Genomic DNA, 26,102 nt, shown 5'->3' on the forward strand with positions numbered 1-26,102 from the left:
ACACGAAGCCGGGCGATTGATACGGCCCCCACTGCCTACTGCCTACTGCCTACTGCCTACTCCCTACTCACGCATCCTTCTCGGCCTGCTCGTTCACCGGGCCTGGTTCGACAGGCGCCTCGGCTGCCGCGATCTTGGGGCCGCCCTTGGCGACGCCGACCATGGCGGGCCGCAGCACGCGCTCGCCGATCGAATACCCCGGCTGCACGACCTGGACCACGGTGTTGGCTGGCACATCGGGATTGGGCACCTCGAACATCGCCTGGTGGAAATTCGGGTCGAACTTCTCGCCTTCCGGCTCAAGCTTCTTCACCCCGTGCCGCTCCAGCGCCGACAGCATGGCGCGCTCGGTGATCTCGACGCCGTCGATCAGCGCCTTGAAGCCGGCATCTCCGGCTGCCTTGGCCTCGGCCGGGATGGCATCGAGCGCGCGGCGCAGATTGTCCGACACCGACAGCATGTCGCGGGCAAAATTGGCCACCGCATAAGCGCGCGCGTCATGCACGTCGCGGGCGGTGCGGCGGCGCAGATTCTCCATCTCGGCCGCGACGCGCAGCGCGCGGTCCTTCAGTTCCTCGTTTTCCTTCAGCAGCCGCACCAGCGCTTCATAATCGCCGTCGATGCCGCCTTGCGTGCGCTCGGCCTCGGCCGTTTCGATATCCTCGGGCGCGCGTTCGTCTTTTGCCTGGTCGCTCATCGCCGTTTCCCGTCATTCGAATGGTTTGGATTTGCGCCCGATATCGAGGTTTGGCGGTCAAAAATCAAGGGGCAAGCGGTGCTTGGGGTCGTTCGGAGGACCTTGGCACGGATCGCGAAGGTCTTTCGAAATTAATTCAAATTTTACCGTGATTGCCGGCTTTGCTTGCCAATACCCCGCTATGGGGGAACCATTCCGTGGCTGGAGGAGTTTCGAAGCCAACACAGGATTTTGGGACAATGACAGGCAACAATGGCAACAGGAGCGAAGAGCTCGCCGCCGATATCAAGCGCCAGTTCGGCACCGAGGCAACAAAGCGCTTCCTGCGTAGCTTGCCGGCATTCCGAACCGAGGCCGACATTCCGGAGCATTTTCGAGACCTGCTCGACCGTCTGGACGGCATAGAAGCCAGCGTGGCAGGCGGCCAACGCCGGCAATAGCGACGCAATCGCGCGACAATTACGCGCAGTAATTTCGCGTGAGCTGTACCTTGCGGCAACGGCAAGCCACGCCTATGCTTCCTGATGAACATGATTTCCCCCGAGACGGCCGCCAACAGCAAGCGCGCCTGGTTGAAGATTCTGGCGCGCTACAAGAAGCCTGACCGGCGGCGCAGTACCCTAGAACTGGCCATCACCCTCATCCCTTTCGCCACGCTGTGGGCGCTCTCTTCGGCCGCCTATTCCTACGGCCACTGGTGGGGCCTGATCCTCATCCTTCCTGCCGCCGGCTTTCTGGTGCGGATCTTCATGATCCAGCACGATTGCGGCCACGGCTCCTTCTTCGCCAACCGCACCGCCGACGACTGGATCGGCCGCGCGCTCGGCGTGCTGACGCTGACGCCTTATGATTGCTGGCGGCGCGCCCACGCGGTGCACCATGCCAGCGCCGGCAATCTTGATGAACGCGGCATGGGCGACATCCGCACGCTGACCTTGGCCGAGTACCGGCGCCTGTCATGGCGCGGGCGCCTTGCCTATCGTCTTTACCGCCATCCGCTGGTGATGTTCGGCCTCGGGCCGATCTGGCTGTTCATTTTCGAACAAAGGCTGCCCATCGGCATGATGCGCGGCGGGTTGACGCCTTGGGTGTCGTCGATGACGACAAACCTAGCCATTGCGATTGCCGCAGCCCTCCTCATCTGGTGGATCGGCCCCGGCGCTTTCCTGGTCGTCCATCTGCCCATCGTTGTCCTCGCCGGTTCCGCCGGCATCTGGCTGTTCTACGTCCAGCACCAGTTCGAGGAGACGGAATGGGCGAAAGACGAAGAGTGGGAGTTCCAGCATGCCGCGTTGCACGGCTCGTCCTATTACGACCTGCCGCCGGTGCTGAACTGGTTCACCGGCAATATCGGCGTCCACCACGTCCACCATCTCTCGGCCAAGGTGCCGGGCTACCGGCTGCAGGAAGTGCTGCGCGATTACCCGGAACTGCGCGGCATCGGCCGCGTCACGCTGCTCGACAGCCTTCGCTGCGTCAAGCTGGCGCTGTGGGACGAACAGCGCCGCAAGCTGATCTCGTTTCGCGAAGCGCGGGCTATGGCCTGAAGCAATCCACCGCGCCAGAGGCGCGGCGGGATTTTATCCAAAAGCTGCTCAGGCGGCCTTGCGCTCGTCGCGCATCAGCGCCTTGCCATCGCGAATCTCGGTGCCGAGCACCTTCAGGCATTCGCGCATGAAGGCGGCAAGGCCGGGCCAGCCCTTGGCCGACACCAGATTTCCGTCGACATGGGCGCCGGTCGGCGCGACATCGATGTAGATGCCGCCAGCAAGCGTCACCTCCGGCTCGCAATATTGCAGCGCCGCGACTTCCCTGCCGCGCACCACGCCGTCGACCGCGATCAGAATCTGCACGCCATGGCAGATGGTGAAGATCGGCTTGCCGGTCTCGTGGAAATGCCTGACCAACGCCTGCACCCTTTTGTCGATGCGGATATATTCGGGCCCACGCCCGCCGGCGGCATAGACGGCATCATATTGCGCCGGATCGACCTCGGAAAACGTCTTGTTCAGGATGTAATCGTGGCCGAGCTTTTCGGTGTAGGTCTGGTGGCCCTCGAAATCATGCAGCGAGGTCTTCAATATATCGCCGGCCTTCTTGTCGGGACAGACGACGTGGACGGTGTGGCCAACCGCATGCATGGCCTGTTCAAAGACGAAAATCTCATACTCCTCGCTGAACTCGCCAACGAGCATCAATATCTTCTTGCCTGCCATGCCGGTCTCCTCCCTTGCTGGCCATTATTTCGGATCGCGAAATAATGCCCCTATCCTAAGGGTAGGCTCGCGAAAGGAAAAGCCCAAATCGCACAATTGGTCTGACCAGATTGAGTTCGCTAGACGTGAGTTGGACGGCACATCAGCGCATCCAGCGAGATACGGCAAAGTTGGTCCGACCACGAGGCGAGAAATCAGGCAGCGGCCCTGATCATATCCGCCGCCTTTTCGGCGATCATGATGGTCGGCGCATTGGTATTGCCGCCGATCAGTGTCGGCATCACCGAGGCGTCGACGACACGCAGCCCCTGTAGTCCGCGCACCTTAAGCTGCGGATCGACCACGGCCATCGCATCGACACCCATCTTGCAGGTGCCGACGGGGTGATAGATCGTGTCGGCGCGAGCGCGGATATGGGCCATCAGCTCGGCATCGCTGGAAACGCCGGCGGTATAGATCTCCCTGTCACGGTACTTTGCCAACGCCGGCGCCTCCAGTATGGCGCGCATCATCCTGGCCCCCTTGAGCAGCAGGTCCCCGTCCCGTTCGTCGGACAAAAAGCGCGGATCGATGCGCGGCGGCGCCAGCGGGTCCGGGCTCGACAGCCCGACCTCGCCGCGCGAATGCGGCCGAAGCACGCAGACATGGCAAGAAAAGCCGTAGCCCAGATGCAGCTTGCGGCCATGATCGTCGACGATGGCGATGCAGAAATGCAGCTGCAGATCGGGCCTGTCGATCGCCTGATCGGATTTGAGGAAGGCGCCGCCTTCCGCATAGGGCGTGGCAATCATGCCGGTGCCGTTTCTGCGCCAGCGCAGCATGTGCCTGACGAGGCCGGGCAGACCGCGCAGGCCAACGCCCATCATGTCGGCATCCTTCGACGCCCAGGCCAGGATGAAATCGAGATGGTCCTGCAGGTTCTTGCCGACACCGGGCAGGTCGTGCGTGACGGCAATGCCCTGCGCGGCAAGCTCGTCGGCCGGACCGATGCCGGACAACAGCAGGAGCTGCGGCGAGCCGAAGGCGCCGCCGCAGACGATGACTTCGCGCCTGGCTTTCGCCACCGCTTCGCTGTTGCCCTTGCGATAGCGCACCCCGCTGGCGCGCTTGCCGTGGAGCACAATGCCGGTGGCATGCGCGCCGGTGATCACGGTGAGGTTCGGCCGGCTCATTGCCGGATGCAGATAGGCGGCGGCTGCTGAGCAGCGTTCGCCATTTCGGTCCCCACCCCAGAATTGCGTGACCTGATAAAGCCCCGCCCCTTCCTGTTCCGGCCCGTTGAAATCGTCATTGCGGCGGATCTGGTTTTCGCCACAAGCCTCGACAAAGGCGCGCGCGATCGGGCGCGGCTCCTGCTGTTCGCCGACCCTGAGCGGGCCGTCGCCGCCATGCAGCGCGTCGGCGCCGCGTTGATTGCCTTCGGCGCGCTTGAAATAGGGCAGCACCTCGTTCCACGACCAGCCCTGACAACCGAGGCCGGCCCATTCGTCATAGTCGCCACGGTGGCCGCGCGTGTAGAGCATGGCATTGATGGCGCTGGAGCCACCGAGCGCCTTGCCGCGCGGCTGGTAGCCCTTGCGACCGCCGAGCCCCTGCTGCGGCACCGTCTGCAATCCCCAATTGTTGATCTTCGGCCGGCCGGGCAGCAGTGCGATGATGCCTGCCGGCGCCCGGATGAGCAGGTTCCTGCCCTCGCCGCCCGCTTCGATCAGGCAGACGGTTTTCGACGCATCTTCCGAGAGCCGTGCGGCAAGCGTACAGCCGGCGGACCCGCCACCGGCGATGACATAGTCGAAATCCATGGCTTCCTCCCTGGCGTCCCGCGGATGTTTCCGTCTGGACAGCCAAGAGAAGGCTTGATTTCAGCCGATGTAAAGGCGGGTGGAATTACCGCTGCGTCAGCTGTTGCGAACGCGCCGCCAGGAATATTTTGGTCCCTTCGGCTCAGAGGCTTCGGTCGGCTGGTAATACAGCCCGAGCCCGCCGATACGGCCTTCTTCAAGCCGTTTCAACAGCACTGGGTTCGATATTTCGAACTCGTCGAAGCCGAGCCGCAGCATATGCGGCAGCTGGTCGACGAGGACCTGCCCGGTGGCGCGGACGGCGCCCTCGAACTGGTAACGGCTGCGCAGCAGCTCACCCTTGGAGAAGGAGCGGCCGTCGTTGAAGGCTGGAAAGGCCAGGGCCACCAGCGACAGCTGGTCGAGCAGATCGGCGATCTTCTCCAGCTGGTCGCCTGGCTGCAGCACCACGCCAAGCCGCTCCTTTGCCGAGCGCCGCACCTCCGCATCAAGGCCGAGAAACGCCTGCAGTGGCAGGATGAAGCGGCCATTGCCCGTCAGCGCGTCAGCACTTTCGGCATGCGCCCACTCATCTTCGCGAAAACCCATCGGGGTCCAGAGGCGGGTCTCCGCTATCGTCGGTTCAGTCATCAGAAATTCCTAAAGCCCCAAAAATCGAACGTCCGCTGAAAGCCAGTCCAAACGAAACCGGCGGCCTCCGAGTGGAAGCCGCCGTTTGCAGGCCAGCCTCACCTGAATATCTACATAGCCTAAAGGGAAGCGTCGGTCAGCGACTTCTCCAACCCGGAGAGGTGAATGCCGCACTCGGTCTTGGCGTGACCGGCCCAGCGGCCGCTGCGCGCATCCTCGCCCGGCTGCACCGGCTGCGTGCACGGGAAGCAGCCGATCGACAGATAGCCGTACGCGACCAGCGGATTTTCGCGCAGCGCATGAGCCCGCATGTAGTCGGCCTGGTCGGACGTCGTCCAATGCGCCAGCGGGTTGATGCGCACGCGTGGGCCGACCGCCTCGAACACCGGCAATGCCGCCCGCGTCGAGGCCTGGAAGCGCTTGCGGCCGGTGAACCATGCACGGAAGGGCGCCACACCCCGCGCCAGCGGCTCGACTTTGCGCACGTCGCAGCAGGCATCGGTGTTGCTCTGGTGCAGATTGCCGGTCGGATCGATCCGTTCGAGCGCTGCTTCCTCGGGCTTGATCACCCTGATGTTGGTCAGCCCGAAATCGGCGGCGAGTGCGTCGCGATAGCCGAGCGTTTCCTCGAAATGCTTGCCGGTGTCGAGGAAGATGACCGGCAACGTGCGATCGACCTTGGCGATCATGTGCAACAGCACCGCCGAATCCGCGCCGAAGGACGAGACGGCGGCGATTTCGTCATGAAACAGCTCGCGGGTCGCGCGTTCGATGATCTCAAGCGGCTTCAGATGTCCGTACAGCGCATCGAAGCCCGCCGCCTTGGCGGCGATGCTGTCGTCGACGTCGACGATACGGTCAAGCGGCCTTGGTTTCGCCAGCATAGAGCGCCTCCTTGAACGGCGCGGGACCGACACGGCGGTAGGCGTCGATGAATCTTTCACTGGGACTGAGCCGAAGGCCGAGATAGGTGTCGACGATCTGCTCGATGGCGTCGGTGATCTCTTCCGAGGAAAAGCCGCGGCCGATGATCTCGCCGACCGAGGTGTTCTCGTCGGCCGAGCCGCCAAGTGTCACCTGGTAGAGCTCGGAGCCCTTCTTCTCGACACCGAGAATGCCGATATGGCCGACATGGTGGTGGCCGCAGGCATTGATGCAGCCGGAAATCTTGAGCTTCAGTTCGCCGATCTCGCGCTGCCGCTCCAGCGAAGCAAAGCGAAGCGAAATCTCCTGCGCGATCGGGATCGAGCGCGCCGTCGCCAGCGCGCAATAGTCGAGGCCGGGGCAGGAAATGATATCGCTGATCAGATTGGAATTGGCTGTCGCCAGACCGATATCGACCAGCGCGTCATAGACCGCCTTCAGATCGGCGCGCGCCACGTGCGGCAGGATGAGGTTCTGCTCATGGCTGACGCGCAGCTCGTCGAAGGCGTATTTCTCGGCGATGTCGGCAACCGCTTCCATCTGGCTGTCGGTGGCGTCACCCGGCACCTCGCCGATGCCCTTCAGCGAAATCGTCACCGCCGCATAGTCGGGATGGCGATGCGTCACGACATTCTGGTCGAGCCAGTCCGAGAAGCTCTTTGAATCCAACCGTGCAAGCTTGACCGCCGCGTCGCCTTCCGGCCGATCCACCAGCTGAGGTGGCGCGAAATAGGCGTCGATGGCGCGGATGTCGGCCTCCGGCAGTTTCAGCTCGGCGTCCTTCAATTCCTGCCATTCGGCCTCGACCTGGCGGGTGATTTCTTCGACGCCGGTCTCGTGCACCAGAATCTTGATGCGCGCCTTGTACTTGTTGTCGCGGCGGCCATAGAGGTTGTAAACGCGCAGGATCGCCGTGCAGTAGGACAGAAGATCGGCTTCCGGCAGGAAGTCGCGGATCTTCTTCGCCACCATCGGCGTGCGGCCCTGGCCACCGCCGACATAGACCGCAAAGCCAAGCTCGCCGGCGGCGTTCTTCTTCAGGTGCAGGCCGATGTCATGCGTCTGGATGGCGGCGCGGTCGCGCTCGGCCCCGGTCACCGCGATCTTGAATTTTCTGGGCAGGAACGAGAATTCCGGATGCACCGACGACCATTGCCGCAGGATCTCGGCATAGGGGCGTGGATCGGCGACTTCGTCGGCGGCGGCGCCGGCAAAATGATCGGCGGTGACATTGCGGATGCAATTGCCGCTGGTCTGGATGGCGTGCATCTCGACGCTAGCGAGATCGGCCAGGATCGCCGGAATGTCCGACAGCGCCGGCCAGTTGAACTGGATGTTCTGGCGCGTGGTGAAGTGGCCGTAGCCCTTGTCGTATTTGCGCGCGATGTGACCGAGCATGCGCAACTGCTTGCCGTTCAGCGTGCCATAGGGCACCGCGATGCGTAGCATGTAGGCGTGCAGCTGCAGATAGACGCCGTTCATCAGCCTGAGCGGCCGGAACTGGTCCTCGGTGATCTCGCCGGACAGCCGGCGCTCGACCTGGTCGCTGAACTCGGCGACGCGGGCCTGGACAAAATCGTGGTCGAACTCATCGTAACGGTACATGCTTCGTCTTTCAGGGCGCGTCCGCCCGTATTTTGTTACGCTGCCCGCGCAGCCTGCTTGCCCAGGTCTTCGCGGATGGTGGGGCCGGCGGCGCGGATCTTTTCGCGCAGCCGCACCGGCTCGACGACGCCATTGACGACCTCAGCGTCGATCAGGTTGACGTCAACCACTTCATTGTCGGCATAGGCCTTGGCGCCGATCGCCTCGAGCCGATCTTCGGCCGCCTTGTCATGGGCGAGATCGGCGTGGTCCACCGTCTCGGCCCAGCCGCCATCGGCGTACCAGACAGCGATGCCGTCGGTGAGGCGGTTTGCGGTCAATATCTTCATGGTTCGACCTCTGCGGCGGCCGCGTTGGCGGCGCTCTCATGACTATGTGCCGCCAGCGGCTCGGAACGTTCAAAGTTGGCGCCGGCAACCGCGTCGCCGATGATGGTCATCACAGGGCCGGCCAGATCGGCGCGCGCTTCCAGCGACGGCAGGTCGGCCAGCGTGCCATGGAAACGGCGGCGGTTTTGCAGGCTGGCATTCTCGACCACGGCGACCGCCGTGTCCGGCGCCAGGCCGGCCTCGATCAGGCGTCCCGCAACTTCGGCAGCGACCGAGCGGCCCATATAGACGGCAACCGTGGCGCCGGAGATGGCGAGCTTGGCCCAATCCGGCAGCGAATTGCCTTTGAGATCGTGCCCGGTGGTGAACACCATCGAGGAAGACACACCGCGCAGCGTCAGCGGCAGTTCGAAATCAGCGGCGGCGGCGAAAGCAGCCGTGACGCCGGGGACCACGTCATAGGCGATCCCGGCATCGCGCAGCGCGGCCATCTCCTCGCCGGCCCGGCCGAACACCAGCGGGTCGCCGGACTTCAGCCGCACGACGCGCTTGCCCTGCTTGCCGAGCTCGACAAGCAGCGCGTTGATTTCGGCCTGGCTCTTGGTGTGGCAGCCCTTGCGTTTTCCCACCGGCAGCCGCTCGGCGTCGCGGCGACCCATGGCGACGATCGCCTCCGGCACCAGCGCGTCATGGACGATGACGTCGGCTTCCATCAGTAAGCGATGTGCCCGCAGCGTCAAAAGATCCCCGGCGCCGGGGCCAGCGCCAACCAGCGCGATATGGCCCGCGACCGGAGCCTTCGACAGCAATAGATCGACGGCGGCGTCGTGCGCCTGCGAAAGCTCGCCGGCTTCGACGGCACGGGCCGGCGCGCCTTGGAAAAAACTGCCCCAGAACAGGCGGCGGGCATTGCCTTTCGGCAGCAGCTTTTCGGCTGCACCGCGGAACGAGGCGGCAAGCGTTGCCAGCGGCCCGAGCGACGGCGACAGCATGCGGTCGATGCGGCTGCGCAGTATCTGCGCCAGCACCGGGCCGGCGCCTTCCGTGCCGATTGCAATGGCGACCGGCGCACGGTTTACCAGCGCGGGGGTGAAGAAATCGCAGAGCTCCGGCCGGTCGACAGCATTGACCGGAATGCCAAGCCGGCGCGCATCTTCGGCGACGCGGCGGTCGAGCGCCTCATCGCCGCTGGCGGCAAACACCATGACCGCGCCTCCGAGATGCGCGGCATCGTAAGGGGTGGCGATGTGGGTGGCGCCGGCTGCGGCGATGAAGCTCAGCAATTCGGTGTCGGCAGTTTCAGCGATGATGCGCAATACAGCGCTCGACTGATCGAGCAGCCGCGCCTTGGCCACAGCCTCGGCACCGCCGCCGATAATCGCCACGGCTTCGCCCTCGACCCGCATGAACACCGGGAACGCGTTGAGCTTGGGATTGGCCTGCGGCATGACAAACAAGATTCCGGAACAGTTCGGCAGTTTTACGCGCGGACGTGAAAAAGCTGAAGGAACCCACTCGCGCATCCCCTGACGGGACGCAATCGGTTTTCCGCAAGCACAAAGGCGAAGAGAAAAATATTCCACATCCGCGTATCCAGCGGATTCAGGCTGCTGCCGCAGGCCTTGTTCTGCGGCTCTTTTGTCCGCCAGCCAGCCAAGTCGCAAAATTGATTTTTCTAAATTCTACCAATTCAGTAGATTAAAGCCGTCGACCTCGAAACCATCTGCCGAGGCCGTTGAATCGTCACCAACAGAGGTTGCCACTGTCCTTGCCCCGAACAGTGGAACGTTCACGCTCCGCCACGCGTTCTGACCTTGCCGATGCTGACGATAGTCGGTCGGATTTGAAACCCTCGAGCAGGAGCGCGCGATGAACAAGATCAACCTGAAACATGGCATTCTGGTCATGGTGGCCGATGGCGAGAAGGCGCTGTTTCTGAAGAACGAGGGCGACAATCTCTATCCGAACCTGCAGCTCTTCCAGGAGATGAAGCAGGACAACCCGGCGACGCGCGAGCAGGGCAGCGACAGCCCCGGCCGCTACAATGACGGCCCCTCCGTTCATCGCAGCGCGGTCGAGGACACCGACTGGCACCGCCAGGGCAAGGAACGTTTCGCCGAAGAGATCGCCGATCGGCTTTACAAGCTCGCCCATCACGGCATCTTCGACGACATCGTTCTGATCGCGCCGCCGCTCATGCTCGGCACGATGCGCAAGAAATTGCACAAGGAAGTCACCGACAAGGTACAGGCCGAAATCCCAAAGACACTGACCAACCGCCCTGTGACCGACATCGAGGCCATGCTGCAGGCAGCGTGACGACCAACCGGGTTGCCCATCCGACATCCGCTATCAGGCGCGCGCAGCGGTTCTGCTGCGCGCGCCTTTGGTTTTTCAGCACCTCTGGCCAGCAATTCCGCCTTGCGGGTTGCATCGCCAACACCCTGCCCACCATATTGCAAAAGGCGGCGGCTTCGGGCGGCGCACCCCGACATCCCTGTTCTCGAAAGGCGCTCCATAGACAATGCCGCATGACACGCCCCTTATCGCCACCATCGTCGCCGGTCTGGGGCTGGCATTCATCTTCGGAGCGCTTGCCAACCGTTTTCGCATACCGCCGCTGGTCGGCTATCTCGTCGCCGGCGTGCTGGTCGGGCCGAACACACCTGGCTTCGTCGCCGATGCCGGCCTTGCCAATGAGCTGGCCGAAATCGGCGTCATCCTGCTCATGTTCGGCGTCGGCCTGCATTTCTCGCTGAAGGACCTGCTGTCGGTCCGCGCCATCGCCGTGCCTGGCGCCATCGTCCAGATCGGCTTTGCCACCGCGCTCGGCGCCGGCCTTGCCTGGATGCTCGGCTGGTCGATGGGCGCCGGCCTGGTCTTCGGCCTGGCGCTCTCCGTCGCGTCCACCGTGGTGCTGTTGCGCGCGCTTCAGGAGCGGCGGCTGATCGAGACCGAACGTGGCCGCATCGCCGTCGGCTGGCTGATCGTCGAGGATCTCGCCATGGTCCTGGCGCTGGTGCTGTTGCCCGCCCTTGCCGGCGTGCTCGGCGGCCAGCCGCAGGTCGACGACCATGCGAGCCTGTTGTCGCTGCCGGCCAGCTACGGCATCTGGGGCGTCGTCGGCCTTACCCTGGCCAAGGTCGTCGCCTTCGTCGTCGTCATGCTGGTCGTCGGCCGCCGGGTCATTCCGTGGATCCTGCACTATGTCGCCCATACCGGCTCGCGCGAGCTGTTCCGGCTGGCGGTGCTGGCGATCGCGCTTGGCGTCGCTTTCGGCGCGGCCAAGCTGTTCGGTGTTTCGCTGGCGCTCGGCGCCTTCTTCGCCGGCATGATCATGAGCGAATCCGAGCTCAGCCATCGCGCGGCGGAAGAATCGCTGCCTCTGCGCGACGCCTTCTCGGTGCTGTTCTTCGTCTCGGTCGGCATGCTGTTCGACCCGTTCAGCCTGATGAGCAATGGCTGGCCGACCCTGGCGACGCTGGCCATCATCGTCATCGGCAAGTCGCTGGCCGCCTTCGTCATCGTTATCGCCTTCCGCTATCCGCTGGGAACCGCGTTGATGATCTCGGCCAGTCTTGCCCAGATCGGCGAATTCTCCTTCATCCTGGCCGAGCTTGGCGTCGGACTGAAGCTGTTGCCCGAACAGGGACGCGACCTGATCCTGGCCGGCGCCATCCTGTCGATCCTGGTCAATCCGCTGATGTTCCTCGCCCTCGACTGGATGAAGCCAAGGCTGGACGCGCGTGCCGCCAGGGCAGCGTCGCCGGAAGAGGCCAAGCCGGTCGGCCCGGCGACGCAACCGGGACAAGTGGCCTCGGTCGCCACCGTGGCCAAAGAGGATGGCCCGCCGCCGAGCACGGCACTTTCCGGCCATACCATCCTGATCGGCTACGGCCGTGTCGGAAGCCTGGTGGGTGCCGCGCTGAAACAGGCGTCGCTGCCCTTCCTGGTCATCGAAGACGCCGACAAGACGCTGGCCAGGCTGAGAGAGGACGGCGTCGAAATTGTCTCGGGCAATGCGGCCAACGCAGGCGTGTTCGCCGCCGCCAATCCGCAGGGCGCCAAACGATTGATCCTTGCCATCCCCAATGCCTTCGAAGCAGGCCAGGTTGTGCTCAGGGCACGCGCCGCCAATCCCGGCATCAACGTCATCGCACGTGCCCATTCCGACGCCGAGGTCGAGCATCTCAAGGGGCTCGGCGCCGACACCGTCATCATGGGCGAACGCGAAATCGCCCGCGGCATCGTGGAAGAAGTGCTGGGGCAAAAGCCTATGCCGCGCCCCGAAGCCATTGAACCCTCCCCGGCCTGAGGTTTGCCCATAGGCGCGTTGATTACGCCACGAATGCAGAGCCGCCATTTTGCGCGACGCTGCTGAGGTACTTTGCCGGGGGCTTGCCAAGGGCCTTCTTGAACATGGTGATGAAGGCGGTGACGGAGCCATAGCCGAGATCGCCCGCAACCTGCTGCACGCTGGCGCCGGCGGCCAGCTCGCGTATGGCCACGATCAAATGCAATTGCTGGCGCCAGCGGCCGAAGCTCAGGCTGGTCTCCTTTACCACGAGACGGGCGAGGCTGCTCTCTGAGAGCGCAACGCGGCTGGCCCACTCCGCCAGCGTGCTGCGGTCGGCAGGGTCCTGCGCCAACGCTTCGGCGATCCGCCGCAAACGCGGCTCGGCGGAGATCGGCAGATGCAGCTGCTGAACCGGCATGCGCGGAAGTTCGGAGAGCAGGATCGTGGTCAGGGGCCCGTCCCTCGCCTCATCCTCCTCAACGCGATCGGCCAGCTCGATGATCAATTCGCGCAGCAGCGGCGAGATCGACAGCGTGCAGCAGCGATCCGGCAGATCGGCAGCGCCCGGCTCGATGTAGACGAAGAAAATCCGCGCATTGGCCGTCGCGATGTTGCTGTGTTCCATACTGCCGGGAATCCACACCCCGCAATGCGGCGGCACCATCCACAGGCCGCTGGGGACGCGGCATGTGACGCCACCGCCGAGTGCGAAGACGAGCTGGCCCTTGCGGTGCCAATGGGCAGCCACTTCCGCTTTGGTTTCGGTGACGTCGACGCGCACCGCAATTGCCGGCGCGACGGCGTCATCCACATCGAAATTGATCCAGGGGTAGCGTAGAGGCTGTCTCATGATTGACGGCTTTTAGCGACTATTCGCCATGATAGCTAAATTCTTTGGCCGAGGAAATCGATAGGTTCCGGTTTGTGGCTGGCGTCCACAAACCAGCAGGAAGGTTCCCATGCGCGCCCTCGTTATGTCTCCCGACAGCACCACCGGGCTCAGGCTCGCCGAGGTCGAGGACCCTCGGCCTCACGCCAACGAAGCGCTTGTCTGCGTCCACGCGACCTCGTTGAACCGCGGCGAATTACGCCTGCTCACCATACGCCCGGATGGCTGGATACCTGGTCAGGACGTGGTTGGAATTGTCGAACAGGCAGCTGCCGATGGCTCCGGGCCAGCCGTCGGCACCCGGGTTGCGGCTTTGGTCGACGAAGCCGGCTGGGCCGAACGTGTCGCCGTTCCGACAGACCGTCTTGCAGTCGTACCGGATGAGGTCAGCGTCGCTTCTGCGGCCACGCTTCCGGTCGCGGGCACGACGGCGCTGCGGACCCTGCGCCATGGCGGTGAACTCGCCGGCCAGCAGGTATTGATCACCGGCGCCAGTGGTGCGGTCGGGCGTTTCCAGATCCAGATCGCCCGCGAGCAAGGCGCCGTGGTGACCGTCATCGCCGCCGCCCGGCATGCCGAGGATCTTCGTGCCCTTGGAGCTCAAGAGGTCGTCGATTCGATCGAACTAGCCAAGGGACCGTTCTCGCTCATCACCGAGTCGGTCGGCGGTCAAAGCCTCGCCCATGCCATCGACCGCGTCGCACCCGGCGGCACCATCATCATGTTCGGGTCGAGCAGCGGCGAACTGACGCCGGTCGGCTTCAGACAGTTCGTTCCCGGCCACGAGGGGGCGCGGCTTCAAACCTTCGCCTACTACACATCAGGTCCAGCCATTGGCGCCGATATCGCCGCGCTGCTCGCCCTGGTCGCGGCTGGGCGGCTGGAGACCCGCGTGTCCCTGACCCTGCCGTGGACGGATATCGCCCAGGCCCTGGATGCACTGCGACAGCGCAGCTTCAGCGGCAAGGCGGTTCTCACCATCGCCGAATGAGCAACGCTCAGACGTGCTGACCGCCATTGATGTGGATTTCCGAGCCGGTCACATAGGAGGCCTGCTGCGAGCACAGGAAAAAGATGATGTCGGCGACTTCCGCCGTGGCGCCGAGGCGCCTGAGCGGGATGGTCTCGACGATCTTGTCGGTGCCCGGTGACAGGATCGCGGTGTCGATCTCACCCGGCGCAATCGCGTTGACCCGGATGCCGTGCGGCCCGAAATCATGCGCCATTTCGCGCGTCAGCGAGCCGAGTGCTGCCTTCGAGGTCGCATAGGCGGTGCCGGCGAAAGGATGCACGCGGGTACCGGCGATCGAGGTGACGTTGACGATCGAGCCCTTGGCCGCCGCGAGCTCCTTAAAGAGGCCACGCGCGAGCATGATCGGGGCGAAAAAATTGACCTGGAACACGTCGCGCCAGACATGCATCGGCGTGTCGATCGAATTCATCCGGCTGTTGCCGTCCTTCAGCTTGGGCGAGATGCCGGCATTGTTGACCAGCGCGTGCAGTTGGCCGCCATGCTCTTCGAGCCGATGGCGTATCTCCGACACGGCGATGCCGACATCTTCCTGGTCGGCGAGATCGACCTTGATGTGGTCTTCCGGCCCGGCCGGCCACGGGCAGTCCTCGGCAAAGGCCTGGCGCGAACAAGTGATGACCCGCCAGCCCTCGCGCGAAAAGCGCTTGACCGTGGCATGGCCGATGCCGCGGCTAGCGCCGGTCAGCACGATGGTTTTTCTGGTGTCGGTCTCGGCCATGTCGCTGTCTCCAGCACGTGATCTAGAGCAATTCCAGGAAAGGTGCGAAGTGGTTTTCCGTCCGGAATTGCGTCAAAACAAAGAGGTAGAGCGGTTCGCCGTTCCGTGAAACGGTGAAATGCTCTAGCCGAATATGGTTACGATAGCGAGAGGCCGCCAGGAGCTCGCAAGGGTGTCCGCATCGCCCGCTCAATAGCAGGTTGGGCACTCATAGCGCAGGTTGAGGTTCGAGACGAACATAAGTACCGCCAGAACCCAAAGAACGCCGAGAAATACAAGGCGCGATCTCCGAAAGATGCGCCCGGAGAGCCACGCCAGGCCGTAAGGGATAAGGAGACAGGTAATGAAGGCGCCTGTCATCCCGCCCAGTCTCTCATCGAGAAGGTACGCCGGCTCGGATCTGAGATTAGGCGCCTGACGAAACAGGATGGCGCTGGCCGACATGGCAATCAGCAGCGACCATTGCTCAAAGTCCAGACGGTTGAACCTACGAACGGGTTCCATTGCCCTGTCGCCCGATATCAGTCGATCACTTGATCAAACCGCCGTCGGGTTTTGTCAATGCCGATTTGTCGGACGATCTAGAAGCACGTTGACGCTCAGCCGCCGCCGAGAATATCGAGGATCGATGTCTTGCGCTTCTTGGTCGGGCCGCCGACGCTGCCGGGTGGCACCGGATGCTTGATCGAGGCGGTAGTGCTGCCGTCGCCTGGCATGTCGAAGCCGTCGGCATCAACGGTTTCGGCCGGACGGCGGACCGGCGCTTGTGCCGGTACAGCACCAGGCGCCGGAGCGGCAGCGGGCTCCGAACGGCCGACGGCCACGGTGGGCTGCGGCGCCGCCTGGTTGTTGTCGGCTGACGGAATATCGTCTGGGACGATGGTATCGGGCGGCGTCGACTTCCAGGTGCCGGGCAGCGGCCTGACCGGCACGCCTTCGTGCGCGGCGACCATGAACTCGTGCCAGGCCTGCGCCGGCAGCGCGCCGCCGGTGACCTTCTTCATCGGCGTGCCGTCATCATTGCCGAACCACACGCCAGTGGTGAGGTTTGCGGTGTAGCCGACGAACCAGGCGTCGCGTGAATTCTGGCTGGTGCCGGTCTTGCCGGCCGACGGCCAGGCAAAGGCCGCCTTCTTGGCCGTGCCGATCTCGACCGTGCCGGTCATCATCGAGTTCATCATGCCGACGATCTCTTGTTTGACGACGCGCGGCGCACCGCCACCACTGTCGTCATAGAGCACCTTGCCTTCGGTCGTGGTGATGCGGCGGATGAAGTGGATGTCCGGCTTGTAGCCGCCATTGGCGAACGGCACATAGGCCGATGTCAGCTCCAGCGGCGTCACTTCCGAGGTGCCGAGCGCGATCGAGGTGTTGGCCGTCAATTCCGACTGGATGCCCATGCGGTGCGCCGCCTCGACCACCGCGTCGGGGCCGACCTCCATGGTCAGCTGTGCCGCGACCGAATTCAGCGACTTCGCCAAAGCGGTCGCTAGCGTCACCTTGCCGAAATACTTGCCGCCGTAATTGTCCGGCGTCCACTTGCCGATCTTGATCGGCGCGTCGTTGCGCACGCTGTCGGGCGTGCGGCCGGCCTCGAGCGCGGCCATATAGACGAACGGCTTGAATGCCGAGCCCGGCTGGCGGCGCGCTTCCGAGGCGCGGTCGAACTGGCTGGTCGAATAGTCGTAGCCGCCGACCATGGCGCGCACCGCGCCGGAATTGTCGATCGACACCAGCGCGCCCTGGCTGACATTGAGTTTCTTGCCGCTGTCGTCGATTAGCCGGCGGATCGACTGTTCGGCGAGCTTCTGCAGGTTGAGGTCGACCGTGGTGTCGACGACGATATCGCTGCGCACGTCACCGATCAGATCGGGCAGTTCTTCCATGATGGTGTCGGCGACATAGTTTTCCGAGCCGGTCCAGTAAGACGGCGCGCGCGTTGCCGGCGCGCTCATCGCCGAGGTCAGTTCCTTGGCGCTGATCTTGCCTTCGTCGCGCATGGCGGCGAGCACCAGCTGCGAGCGCTGTTCCGCCGCCTTGGGATCGCGTGCCGGCGACAGCCGCGACGGCGCCTTCAACAGGCCGGCGAGAAGGGCCGCCTCCGAAAGCGTGACATCGCGCGCACTCTTGCCGAAATAGCGGCGCGAGGCCGCCTCGACACCATAGGCGCCGGAGCCGAAATAGACCCGGTTGAGGTACATTTCGAGGATCTGGTCCTTGGTATGCTTGTGCTCGAGCCACAGCGAAAGCAGCACCTCCTGCACCTTGCGCTCCAGCGTGCGGTCGGGCTTCAGGAACAGGTTCTTGGCCAGCTGCTGGGTCAGCGTCGAGCCGCCTTGCGAGAAATGGCCGCCGAGCACATTGGTCACCATGGCGCGCGACAGGCCGATCGGATCGATGCCGAAATGCGAATAGAAGCGGCGGTCCTCGATGGCGATGACGGCCTCGGGAATGTAGGGCGACATTTCGTGCAGGCCGACCGCCTCGCCGCCGCTCATACCTCTGTTGGCGAGCAGCTGGCCGTCGACCGAGACGATCTTGATGTTGGGGGCGCGGTCGGGGATCGACCAGGTGGTGGCCGCCGGCATCTTGGCACCGTAATAGACGACAATGCCGGCCACCGCGATGCCGCCCCAGATGCAGAGCACGAAGCACCAGTAGAGCATCCGGGCCATAACGCCGAACAGGCCGCGCCGGGGTTTGCCGCGCCTGCCGCGCGACGACTTCGCCTTCGACGATTTGCGTTTGGCGGAGGCTTTGCGGTTGCTCGGCACGACGCGATCCTCCTCGCTCACCGAAAGACCCGGCTGGGATCGCGCCTGCGGCGGTCCCTCGAAACTGGGCTCGATGCGGCTGTCTCTGCGGTTCGCCATGCCTGCGCTTGCTGTCCCCGGTGCCTATGGCGCTCCGGTTGCAGAGTAGATGCGGCGATTTAAGGGCGGGTTAAGTCGGAAAAATTCAAGGCGATTGATAATCAAATGCCTGGGGTCCGGCAGTGATCGCGCTGTTCGAGCCCCTGATTTGGCGCTGGCAAGCAGTCGCGCCCGCCGCGAAGGAACAATCCTCGCGTGGCATTTTGTCCGGGCGCCAAGGCCCGAGCCATTCTCAGCCGCGACCAGGCAGTCGCGGACATGTTCCGCGTTGGGGCGCGATCGCAAATGGTCGCAGCTTCGCGTTCGACCGCGCCCCAAAATCACCGGTCACCAGGTAAATCACCTGGTGGACATGCGTCAGCCGATCGCCGCACGAACCGAGAGCGCTGCCCTGGACGATTGCATAACCTCGCCGACATGGCAGTAGCAGACGATCTCGTGCAGTTGGTGGTCGGTCAGCTCGAAGAAGCGCTTGGCTTCGCCATAGCTGTCGTCTTTCAGACCTTCGTCGTGCAATATGGGGTCCGTGAAGGCAACCGCTATCGGCGAGCCATCGCCTCGCATGACATCGCGCTCCGGCGGGGCACGGTATTCAGTCCCGGCGAGCGCGGTCAGGAGCCGGCTGGGCTCACGTTCAAGAAGCTCAGCCCAACGTACGAGACGTTGGGTTCGGCTCATTACCGGCTGTGTGTTGACCTCGGCCACTGCATGCAGTTGGTCCAGTGTTTGGTGTTTCATGGCAACCTCCTAGTAATAGGTTGGTTGACCCCAAACGCCCTATATCGACATCATAGCGCCGAAGCGTCGATCCGTCATTCGAATTCCATGTCGGGGCAATCGCGGGAGACCTCGCCAATGCCTTTTTACATGCAGCCAGCCGGCGCCCGCCGCCGTCGACGGCAGGCTCAGTTCTGCTGGATCGAAATGCCCTTGTCGTCGATCTTGAGCTCGACGCCTTTTGGCTTGGTCTGTTCGTGATAGACATACGCACCGAGCGCGATGACCACGACAACGAGCGCGCCGACGAGAAGGTAGAGTGTATTCTGCTTCACGGCGCGCTCCTTCGAAAAGTTCCATGGGAAAGCGCGCAGCGCTTTTCCATGGAATTGCGTTAGATAAAAATCCGAGCCTCATGCTCGCTTCAGGACCTTGACCAGCACCAGCAGGATAACGGCGCCGATCGTGGCGTTGATGATGGCAGCGAGAATGCCGCCGCCGATGGCAAAGCCGAGCCTTGGGAATAGCCAGCCGGCGATCAAGGCGCCGATAATGCCGACGACGATGTTGCCGATCAGGCCGAAGCCGAAGCCCGAGACGATGAGGCCGGCGAGCCAGCCGGCAATGGCGCCGATGATCAGGAAGATGAGAAGGCTTTCGATGCCCATGGCGAGTCCCTCCAGGATGAGAGGCGGCTGCGGAGCGGACGGCCCCGAATCGGCCTCATTATCAATGGCCTCACGCTATGCGAAAGCACATCAACCCGCCAGCGGGCTCACGGATCGTCGTCATCGTCACTGGAGGCAGGCCGCCAGTTGGTCGGGTCGACCTTTTTCTGGGTGTCGCTGTCGGTATAGACCCACCAGGCGCCGTCGCGGTACTGCCCGACGGATTCGCTGACGACACCGGCGCCGTCCTTCCACAGGACAGTGACCTTGGATCCGTCCGTCGGGGCGGTTGCTATCGGCTTTCGGTCTGCCATGTCATCCCCTCTATGCGCAGAACAAGTAGCTGCTGCCGACAGAACGCTGCCACTCCCATCCGGTTCCAGAGCTGCGGCCCAGAACACCCTAACCGTCAGCTATGAGCAAAAATATCCTCTTCGTCCCAGCCCATCAGATCGAGCTTGGCACGCGTCGGCAGGAAGCGGAAGCAGGCGTCGGCTTCCTTGGCGCGCCCGTCCCGCGCCAGCCGTCCGGCCAGTACATCGCGCAGCCGGTGCAGATAGAGCACGTCGGACGCGGCATATTCGAGCTGTTCGGGCGACAAGGTCTCGGCCGCCCAGTCCGACGATTGCTGCACCTTCGACAGGCCAACGCCGAGCAGTTCGAAGCAGATGTCCTTCAGCCCGTGCCGGTCGGTATAGGTGCGGGTCAGCCGCGAGGCGATCTTGGTGCAGAACACCGGCTCCGGCATGACGCCGAAGGCATTGTAGAGCACGGCGAGGTCAAAACGGCCGTAGTGGAACAGTTTGGTGATGCCGCGGTTCCTGAGCAGGCTGACAAGGTTCGGCGCCTTCTTCTGGCCGGGCGCGATCTGGATCACGTCGGCGGAGCCATCGCCCGGCGAGATCTGCACCACGCAGAGCCGGTCGCGGTGCGGGTTCAGCCCCAGCGTCTCGGTGTCGATGGCCACTGCGTCGACATTGTAGTGGGACAGGTCAGGCAGATCGTTCTTGTGGAAGCGGATGTCGCTCATTGTCTTCTCCGGATCGCGGCCTGCAGCGCCGCGCATCTCTTGAGATGCGCAAAGGACGCTGCAGCATATTAAACTTGTCGGTCGTCCTCGCCGCGATCCGCTGAAAAATCAACCAGAAACTGGTTTCCCGCTGCTTCAGCGCGTTAGCGCGTCGAGAATGCGAGCCCAGGAGCGCTGGCCCTTGTGGAAGGAGGTCAGCTCGTATTTCTCGTTGGGCGAGTGGATGCGGTCGTCGTCGAGGCCGAACCCGACAAGCAGCGATTCCATGCCGAGATAGGTCTGGAAATCACCGACGACGGGAATGGAGCCGCCGCCGCCCGTGATTACCGCCGGCTTCGGCCATTCATCCGACAGCGCGTTCTTGGCCTTGGCCAGGAACGGCGAGTCATAGGAGAGCTGGATCGCCGGCGAACCGCCATGGGGATGGAACTCGACCGAACAGTCCCCGGGAATCCGCTCCCTGACGAATTGCTGGAACGCCGCGCGGATCTTCTCGGGATTCTGCTTGTGGACAAGGCGGAAGGAGATTTTCGCCGACGCCTCCGCCGCGATCACCGTCTTGAACCCTTTGCCCGTATAGCCGCCGATAATGCCGTTGAATTCGGCGGTCGGCCGCGCCCAGGTCAGCTCGAGCACCGAGCGGCCTTTTTCGCCCGACGGGATCGAAAGGCCGATAGGCCCGAGGAAGGTCTCGGCGGTTTCGCCCAGCGTCTCCCAGGATTTCAGGATCTGCGACGGCGTCTCTTCGACCCCGTCATAGAAGCCGGGGATGGTGATGTGGCCGTTCTCGTCATGGATGTCGGCGAGAATCTTCGCCAGGATGCGGATCGGATTGGCGGCGGCACCGCCATAAAGACCCGAATGCAGGTCGCGATCGGCAGCCTTCACCGTGATCTCCTCGCCGACCAGTCCGCGCAAGCCGACGCAGATCGACGGCGTCTCGCGGTCCCACATGCCGGTATCGCAGACCAGGGCGAAGTCGGCCTTGAGTTCTTCGGCATTGGCCTCGAGGAACGGCTTCAGCGACGGTGAGCCGGATTCCTCTTCGCCTTCGAACAGGATGGTGATGCGGCATGGCAGATTGCCATGCACCTGCTTCCAGGCGCGGCAGGCCTCGACGAAGGTCATCAACTGTCCCTTGTCGTCGGCCGAACCACGCCCGGTGATTACCTTGTGGCCGGGCTCGATCTCCTTGACCGCCGGCGCGAACGGATCGCTCTCCCAAAGCTCGATCGGGTCGACCGGCTGCACGTCGTAATGGCCGTAAAACAGCACATGCGGCGAACCGGCGGGGCCGTCATGATGCGCAACCACCATGGGGTGTCCGGGAGTGTCGCGCACCGAAGCGTCGAAGCCGATCAGCTTGAGCTCCGACACCAGCCATTCTGCGGCCTTGCGGCAGTCGGCGGCATAGTCGGAATCGGTGGAGATCGACTTGATGCGGAGCAGGCCGAACAGGCGCTCCAGACTCTGGTCGAGATTTTTATCGAGACGGTCGAGGACGGGGTAAATGGTGGACATTATTGCGGGCCTTTCTTTTCGGTGCCGGGACCGTAAAGGCAGCGCATCAAAACGAAAAGCCCGCGATCATTAGACCACGGCCCGGAATTTACTTGTTGAAAGGCAAAAAAGAGCCGCCGTGGTGGAGGGGGAACCACGGCGGCCTTTACTCGAAACGTTGCGGCAGCCCGGAGAGGGGGGATAGGCTGCCGCAGTTGTCCGGGATAGGCGGGGGACGGGCCTTGCTCCGGACTCGGCGAAAACTGCCGATGACATGTATTTGTGTCTTCGAACGTGGCGTTTCAAGGGCACGAAAATTACACTTTTGTAACATGGTTGTGAGCGGCCGAGGTCCATAACGAGGCATACACAGGCAGCCTCTGTCAGGATGGCGCCGCAACGCCTGTTGGAAGCGTGCCTTTGCCATGGACCGCGCCGCCCTGCCGCGCTATCCCTGCCGGCATGAAAAAAGGCGATCATCTCTTCCTTATCGACGGCTCCGGCTACATTTTTCGTGCCTATCACGCACTGCCGCCGCTGACCCGCAAATCCGATGGCCTGCCGGTCGGCGCCGTCTCGGGCTTCTGCAACATGCTGTGGAAGCTGATGCAGGATGCCCGCAACACCGATGTAGGCATTGTGCCGACGCATTTCGCGGTCATTTTCGATTATTCGTCGAAAACCTTCCGTAACGAGCTCTACCCGGAATACAAGGCCAACCGCAACGCGCCACCCGAAGACCTGATCCCGCAATTCGGCCTGATCCGCCAGGCTACCATCGCCTTCAATCTGCCCTGCATCGAGATGGAAGGGTTCGAGGCCGACGACCTCATCGCCACCTATTGCAAGCTTGCCTGCGAGGCCGGCGGCGACACCACCATCATCTCCTCGGACAAGGATCTGATGCAGCTGGTCGGCCCCACGGTCGGCATGTACGACCCGATGAAGGATCGCCAGATTGGCATCCCCGAAGTCATCGAGAAATGGGGCGTGCCGCCGGAAAAGATGATCGACCTGCAGGCGCTCACCGGCGACTCCGTCGACAATGTGCCGGGTGTGCCCGGCATCGGGCCGAAGACGGCAGCGCAATTGCTGGAGCAGTTCGGCGACCTCGACGGGCTGCTGGCGCGCGCCAGCGAGATCAAGCAGGACAAAAGGCGTGAATCCATCATCGCCAATGCCGACAAGGCGCGTATATCGCGCCAGCTGGTGACGCTGAAGAACGACGTCCCGGTGACCGACGGGCTCGACGATTTCGTGCTGCATGCGCCGGATGGGCCGAAGCTGATCGGCTTCCTCAAGACCATGGAATTCACCTCGCTGACCCGCCGCGTGGCCGAAGCGACCAGCACCGAAGCCGGCGATGTCCAGGCCGTTGCCGTCACCGTCGAGCGCGCCGACACCGCGCACGGCCCCGATGTCGGCTCCGGCGCACCGCCTGTTGCTCGCGGCGGCGGAACCAACGATGCGGCACAAGCTGAAGCCAAGGCTGATACCGCCAAGGCCGGCGATACCCCTTCTTTGCTTTCAGCCCTTCGTCTCGAAGCGGCGTCCGCCGCCAAAATCGATCCCGGCGCCTATGTCGCGATCCGCGACACGGCAACGCTCAAGACATGGCTGGCTCAGGCCAAGGAGACCGGCATCATCGCTTTCGACACCGAGACGACGTCTTCCGACCCGATGCTGGCCGACCTCATCGGTTTCTCCCTGGCGGTTGGCCCCGGCCGCGCCGCCTATGTGCCGCTCGCCCACAGAACCGGCGCAGGCGACCTGCTCGGCGGCGGCGCGCTGGAGAACCAGATTCCGGCCCGCGAGGCGCTGGCGCTGCTGAAGCCGCTGCTTGAGGACAAATCGGTGCTCAAGATCGCCCAGGACGCCAAATACGACATCGTCGTGATGAGCCGCCACGGCATCGACATCGCGCCCTTCGACGACACCATGCTGATCTCCTATGTGCTCGACGCGGGCACCGGCCACCACACCTTGTCGTCGCTTGCCCACAAATGGCTTGGCCATGCGACGACCCCGCTCAAGGATCTCGCCGGTTCCGGCAGAAGCTCCGTCGGTTTCGAGCAGGTCGATATCGACAGGGCGACCGCCTACGCCGCAGGCCATGCCGACGTGGCGTTGCGGCTGTGGCAGGTGTTGAAGCCGCGGCTGGCCGCCAAGGGCCTGGTCTCGGTCTATGAGCGGCTGGAGCGGCCGCTGGTGCCGGTTCTGGCCCGGATGGAGCAGCGCGGCATCTCGGTCGACCGCCAGATCCTGTCGCGGCTCTCCGGCGAGCTGGCGCAAGGCGCGGCGCGGCTGGAAGAGGAAATCTACGGGTTGATCGGCGAACGCATCAACATCGGTTCGCCAAAGCAGCTCGGCGACATCCTGTTTGGCCGCATGGGCCTGCCCGGCGGCTCCAAGACCAAGACCGGACAATGGTCGACCTCCGCGCAGCTTCTGGAAGACCTTGCCGCCGAAGGCCACGAACTGCCGCGCAAGATCGTCGATTGGCGCCAGCTGACCAAGCTGAAATCGACCTACACCGACGCCCTGCCCGGTTTCATCCATCCCGACACCAGACGCGTCCACACCTCCTATGCGTTGGCCGCGACGACAACCGGCCGGCTCTCCTCCTCTGATCCCAATCTGCAGAACATTCCGGTGCGCACCGCCGAAGGACGCAAGATCCGGACCGCCTTCATCGCCGACAAGGGCCAGAAACTGGTCTCGGCCGACTACAGCCAGATTGAACTGCGCGTGCTCGCCCATGTCGCCGAGATCCCGCAACTGACGCAAGCTTTTGCCGACGGCGTCGACATCCATGCCGTCACCGCCTCGGAAATGTTTTCCGTGCCCGTCGAAGGCATGCCTTCAGAGGTGCGCCGCCGCGCCAAGGCGATCAATTTCGGCATCATCTACGGCATTTCGGCCTTTGGCCTCGCCAACCAGCTGTCGATCCCGCGTGAGGAAGCCGGCGCCTACATCAAGAAGTATTTCGAGCGCTTCCCCGGCATCCGCGACTATATCGAGGCGACCAAGGCCTATGCGCGCGAACATGGTTTCGTCGAAACCATCTTCGGCCGCCGCATCCACTATCCGGAGATCAGATCGTCAAACCCGTCGATCCGCGCCTTCAACGAGCGCGCCTCGATCAACGCCAGGCTCCAAGGCACCGCCGCCGACATCATCCGCCGCGCCATGGTGCATATGGACGAAGCGCTGGAAAAGGCCGGCCTGTCCGCCCGCATGCTCCTACAGGTGCATGACGAACTGATCTTCGAGACGGTGGAAGCGGAAGTCGAGGCGACGATCCCCGTGGTGCGCCGTGTCATGGAAAACGCCCCGATGCCGGCAATCTCGATGTCGGTCCCGCTGCATGTCGATGCACGGGCGGCGAACAACTGGGACGAGGCGCACTAATACCCCGCCCGTAGGTGCGTCGAGATTCAGGTCAGGCCGAGTCGAAAATGGCGGATGCCGAGAACCGGAGCGGAGCGTACTTTTCGTACGTGAGCACCGGAAGCGCAGGTATCGGCCATTTGCAGGCCGGCCTAACCTGAATATCGGCGTACCTAGGCAGCCTCAGCCCGGCACTTCGCACACGTCCCGCGAAACTCGATCACCGCCTTCTTGGCCGCGAACCCCGTCGAGCGCACCCATTCGTCGAGCCGGTGGTCAACATCGTGATCCGACATCTCCGTCACCTGGCCGCACGTGTCGCAGATGGCAAAGGCGGTCATCGAATGGCTGTGGTCATGCGGTTCGGCGCAGGCGACGAAGGAGTTGAGGCTTTCCAGCCGGTGCACGAAGCCTGACTTCACCAGGCTGTCGAGCGCGCGGTAGACCTGCAGCGGCGCGCGGAAACCGCGCTCGCGCAACTGGTCGAGCAGCGTATAGGCGCTGAGCGGTCCGCTGGCGGCCTCGAGCTTCTCGAGCACGCTCAGCTGATTCTTCGTCAGCACATCCCTTGCCGTCATGATCCTGTTTCCGATCTTTCCGCACCGCCTGCACGGCACTTCTGTCATGCGCAGTCTCTATCCCCTTGAGATAGCGATGAACCGGGCTTTTTGCCACTGTTTCCGTTATCGCCATCGGCACCGTGACCACCACCGGCGGTTGACGGCACTGACCACATTCAAAATACTGACAAAATCCTCGGCAAAGGGTGCCGCACTTGGAAATT

At 63.5% G+C, this 26,102-nt stretch carries 26 protein-coding genes; 7 read left to right on the top strand and 19 right to left on the bottom strand.

Annotated elements, in window-relative coordinates; translation table 11 throughout:
* Positions 1-67 precede the first annotated feature (67 nt).
* Positions 68-697, bottom strand: a complete 630-nt coding sequence (gene grpE, locus AC1D1N_RS30115) for a nucleotide exchange factor GrpE (protein WP_112562714.1) — start codon at positions 695-697, stop codon at positions 68-70.
* 239 nt (positions 698-936) lie between these two features.
* Here grpE and AC1D1N_RS30120 point away from each other — a divergent pair, with 239 nt between their 5' ends.
* Positions 937-1,137: a hypothetical protein gene (locus tag AC1D1N_RS30120; protein WP_436261394.1), complete on the top strand. Its 201-nt coding sequence runs from the start codon at positions 937-939 to the stop codon at positions 1,135-1,137.
* Between the two features lie 84 nt (positions 1,138-1,221).
* Entirely contained in the window at positions 1,222-2,244 is a 1,023-nt protein-coding gene (locus AC1D1N_RS30125; protein ID WP_112562718.1) for a fatty acid desaturase, read from the top strand.
* 48 nt (positions 2,245-2,292) lie between these two features.
* Here the strand turns inward: AC1D1N_RS30125 and AC1D1N_RS30130 are convergent, their stop codons facing one another.
* From AC1D1N_RS30130 to cysG, 7 genes are all read right to left on the bottom strand, one after another.
* The gene (locus AC1D1N_RS30130; RefSeq protein WP_142868981.1) at positions 2,293-2,913 is read right to left on the bottom strand and encodes a DJ-1/PfpI family protein; all 621 of its coding nucleotides are present in this window, start codon (positions 2,911-2,913) and stop codon (positions 2,293-2,295) included.
* A gap of 194 nt (positions 2,914-3,107) precedes the next feature.
* Positions 3,108-4,715, bottom strand: a complete 1,608-nt coding sequence (locus tag AC1D1N_RS30135; RefSeq protein ID WP_436261395.1) for a GMC family oxidoreductase — start codon at positions 4,713-4,715, stop codon at positions 3,108-3,110.
* A gap of 96 nt (positions 4,716-4,811) precedes the next feature.
* Complete coding sequence (locus tag AC1D1N_RS30140) at positions 4,812-5,345, bottom strand: DUF934 domain-containing protein (RefSeq protein WP_477352881.1); 534 nt, start codon at positions 5,343-5,345, stop codon at positions 4,812-4,814.
* A gap of 119 nt (positions 5,346-5,464) precedes the next feature.
* Entirely contained in the window at positions 5,465-6,229 is a 765-nt protein-coding gene (locus AC1D1N_RS30145; protein ID WP_192259174.1) for a phosphoadenylyl-sulfate reductase, read from the bottom strand.
* Positions 6,204-7,874 (bottom strand): nitrite/sulfite reductase, encoded by a 1,671-nt coding sequence (locus AC1D1N_RS30150; protein WP_112562728.1) that lies wholly within the window; start codon positions 7,872-7,874, stop codon positions 6,204-6,206. Before AC1D1N_RS30150 ends, AC1D1N_RS30145 begins: the two co-directional genes overlap by 26 nt.
* A 35-nt stretch (positions 7,875-7,909) precedes the next feature.
* The gene (locus AC1D1N_RS30155; RefSeq protein WP_112562730.1) at positions 7,910-8,203 is read right to left on the bottom strand and encodes a DUF2849 domain-containing protein; all 294 of its coding nucleotides are present in this window, start codon (positions 8,201-8,203) and stop codon (positions 7,910-7,912) included.
* The gene (gene cysG / locus AC1D1N_RS30160; protein WP_477352883.1) at positions 8,200-9,651 is read right to left on the bottom strand and encodes a siroheme synthase CysG; all 1,452 of its coding nucleotides are present in this window, start codon (positions 9,649-9,651) and stop codon (positions 8,200-8,202) included. The genes AC1D1N_RS30155 and cysG overlap by 4 nt, the downstream gene beginning before the upstream one ends.
* 44 nt (positions 9,652-9,695) lie before the next feature.
* Here cysG and AC1D1N_RS30165 point away from each other — a divergent pair, with 44 nt between their 5' ends.
* The 3 genes from AC1D1N_RS30165 to AC1D1N_RS30175 all read left to right on the top strand — a co-directional run bounded on the left by AC1D1N_RS30165 (position 9,696) and on the right by AC1D1N_RS30175 (position 12,518).
* Positions 9,696-9,905 (top strand): hypothetical protein, encoded by a 210-nt coding sequence (locus AC1D1N_RS30165; RefSeq protein WP_477352885.1) that lies wholly within the window; start codon positions 9,696-9,698, stop codon positions 9,903-9,905.
* A gap of 167 nt (positions 9,906-10,072) precedes the next feature.
* The gene (locus tag AC1D1N_RS30170; RefSeq protein WP_112562734.1) at positions 10,073-10,522 is read left to right on the top strand and encodes a host attachment family protein; all 450 of its coding nucleotides are present in this window, start codon (positions 10,073-10,075) and stop codon (positions 10,520-10,522) included.
* Between the two features lie 205 nt (positions 10,523-10,727).
* On the top strand, positions 10,728-12,518 hold the full coding sequence (locus AC1D1N_RS30175; RefSeq protein WP_477352887.1) for a cation:proton antiporter domain-containing protein: 1,791 nt from the start codon (positions 10,728-10,730) through the stop codon (positions 12,516-12,518).
* A gap of 22 nt (positions 12,519-12,540) precedes the next feature.
* Here the strand turns inward: AC1D1N_RS30175 and AC1D1N_RS30180 are convergent, their stop codons facing one another.
* Entirely contained in the window at positions 12,541-13,350 is an 810-nt protein-coding gene (locus AC1D1N_RS30180) for an AraC family transcriptional regulator (protein ID WP_477352889.1), read from the bottom strand.
* A gap of 109 nt (positions 13,351-13,459) precedes the next feature.
* On the opposite strand from AC1D1N_RS30180, the gene AC1D1N_RS30185 reads away from it, so the two are divergent.
* Positions 13,460-14,380: a zinc-binding dehydrogenase gene (locus tag AC1D1N_RS30185; protein ID WP_477352891.1), complete on the top strand. Its 921-nt coding sequence runs from the start codon at positions 13,460-13,462 to the stop codon at positions 14,378-14,380.
* Positions 14,381-14,387: 7 nt separating this feature from the next.
* Here AC1D1N_RS30185 and AC1D1N_RS30190 read toward each other — a convergent pair whose 3' ends face one another.
* The 9 genes from AC1D1N_RS30190 to AC1D1N_RS30230 form a co-directional block, all read right to left on the bottom strand.
* Positions 14,388-15,140, bottom strand: coding sequence for an SDR family NAD(P)-dependent oxidoreductase (locus AC1D1N_RS30190; protein ID WP_477352893.1), 753 nt, complete (start codon positions 15,138-15,140; stop codon positions 14,388-14,390).
* Positions 15,141-15,329: 189 nt separating this feature from the next.
* Entirely contained in the window at positions 15,330-15,644 is a 315-nt protein-coding gene (locus tag AC1D1N_RS30195; protein WP_477352895.1) for a hypothetical protein, read from the bottom strand.
* Between the two features lie 95 nt (positions 15,645-15,739).
* The gene (locus tag AC1D1N_RS30200; protein WP_477352897.1) at positions 15,740-18,013 is read right to left on the bottom strand and encodes a transglycosylase domain-containing protein; all 2,274 of its coding nucleotides are present in this window, start codon (positions 18,011-18,013) and stop codon (positions 15,740-15,742) included.
* Between the two features lie 357 nt (positions 18,014-18,370).
* The gene (locus AC1D1N_RS30205; protein ID WP_112562746.1) at positions 18,371-18,751 is read right to left on the bottom strand and encodes a hypothetical protein; all 381 of its coding nucleotides are present in this window, start codon (positions 18,749-18,751) and stop codon (positions 18,371-18,373) included.
* 167 nt (positions 18,752-18,918) lie between these two features.
* A complete protein-coding gene (locus AC1D1N_RS30210; RefSeq protein WP_023686592.1) occupies positions 18,919-19,065 on the bottom strand; it encodes a hypothetical protein in 147 nt (48 codons plus the stop codon).
* A gap of 78 nt (positions 19,066-19,143) precedes the next feature.
* Entirely contained in the window at positions 19,144-19,398 is a 255-nt protein-coding gene (locus AC1D1N_RS30215) for a GlsB/YeaQ/YmgE family stress response membrane protein (RefSeq protein ID WP_112562748.1), read from the bottom strand.
* A 107-nt stretch (positions 19,399-19,505) separates the two neighbouring features.
* Positions 19,506-19,712 carry a hypothetical protein gene (locus AC1D1N_RS30220; protein WP_477352899.1) on the bottom strand — a complete coding sequence of 69 codons (207 nt, stop codon included), beginning with the start codon at positions 19,710-19,712 and terminating at the stop codon, positions 19,506-19,508.
* A 95-nt stretch (positions 19,713-19,807) separates the two neighbouring features.
* Positions 19,808-20,428 carry a ribonuclease D gene (locus tag AC1D1N_RS30225; protein WP_477352901.1) on the bottom strand — a complete coding sequence of 207 codons (621 nt, stop codon included), beginning with the start codon at positions 20,426-20,428 and terminating at the stop codon, positions 19,808-19,810.
* 135 nt (positions 20,429-20,563) lie between these two features.
* On the bottom strand, positions 20,564-21,949 hold the full coding sequence (locus tag AC1D1N_RS30230) for a M20/M25/M40 family metallo-hydrolase (RefSeq protein ID WP_436261405.1): 1,386 nt from the start codon (positions 21,947-21,949) through the stop codon (positions 20,564-20,566).
* A 441-nt stretch (positions 21,950-22,390) separates the two neighbouring features.
* On the opposite strand from AC1D1N_RS30230, the gene polA reads away from it, so the two are divergent.
* Positions 22,391-25,339: a DNA polymerase I gene (polA, locus tag AC1D1N_RS30235; protein WP_477352903.1), complete on the top strand. Its 2,949-nt coding sequence runs from the start codon at positions 22,391-22,393 to the stop codon at positions 25,337-25,339.
* A 152-nt stretch (positions 25,340-25,491) separates the two neighbouring features.
* On the opposite strand, the gene AC1D1N_RS30240 is transcribed toward polA, so the two are convergent.
* Positions 25,492-25,896, bottom strand: a complete 405-nt coding sequence (locus tag AC1D1N_RS30240) for a Fur family transcriptional regulator (protein ID WP_477352905.1) — start codon at positions 25,894-25,896, stop codon at positions 25,492-25,494.
* Between the last annotated feature and the right edge of the window lie 206 nt (positions 25,897-26,102).

Source organism: Mesorhizobium sp. P2_B5 (assembly GCF_056404775.1).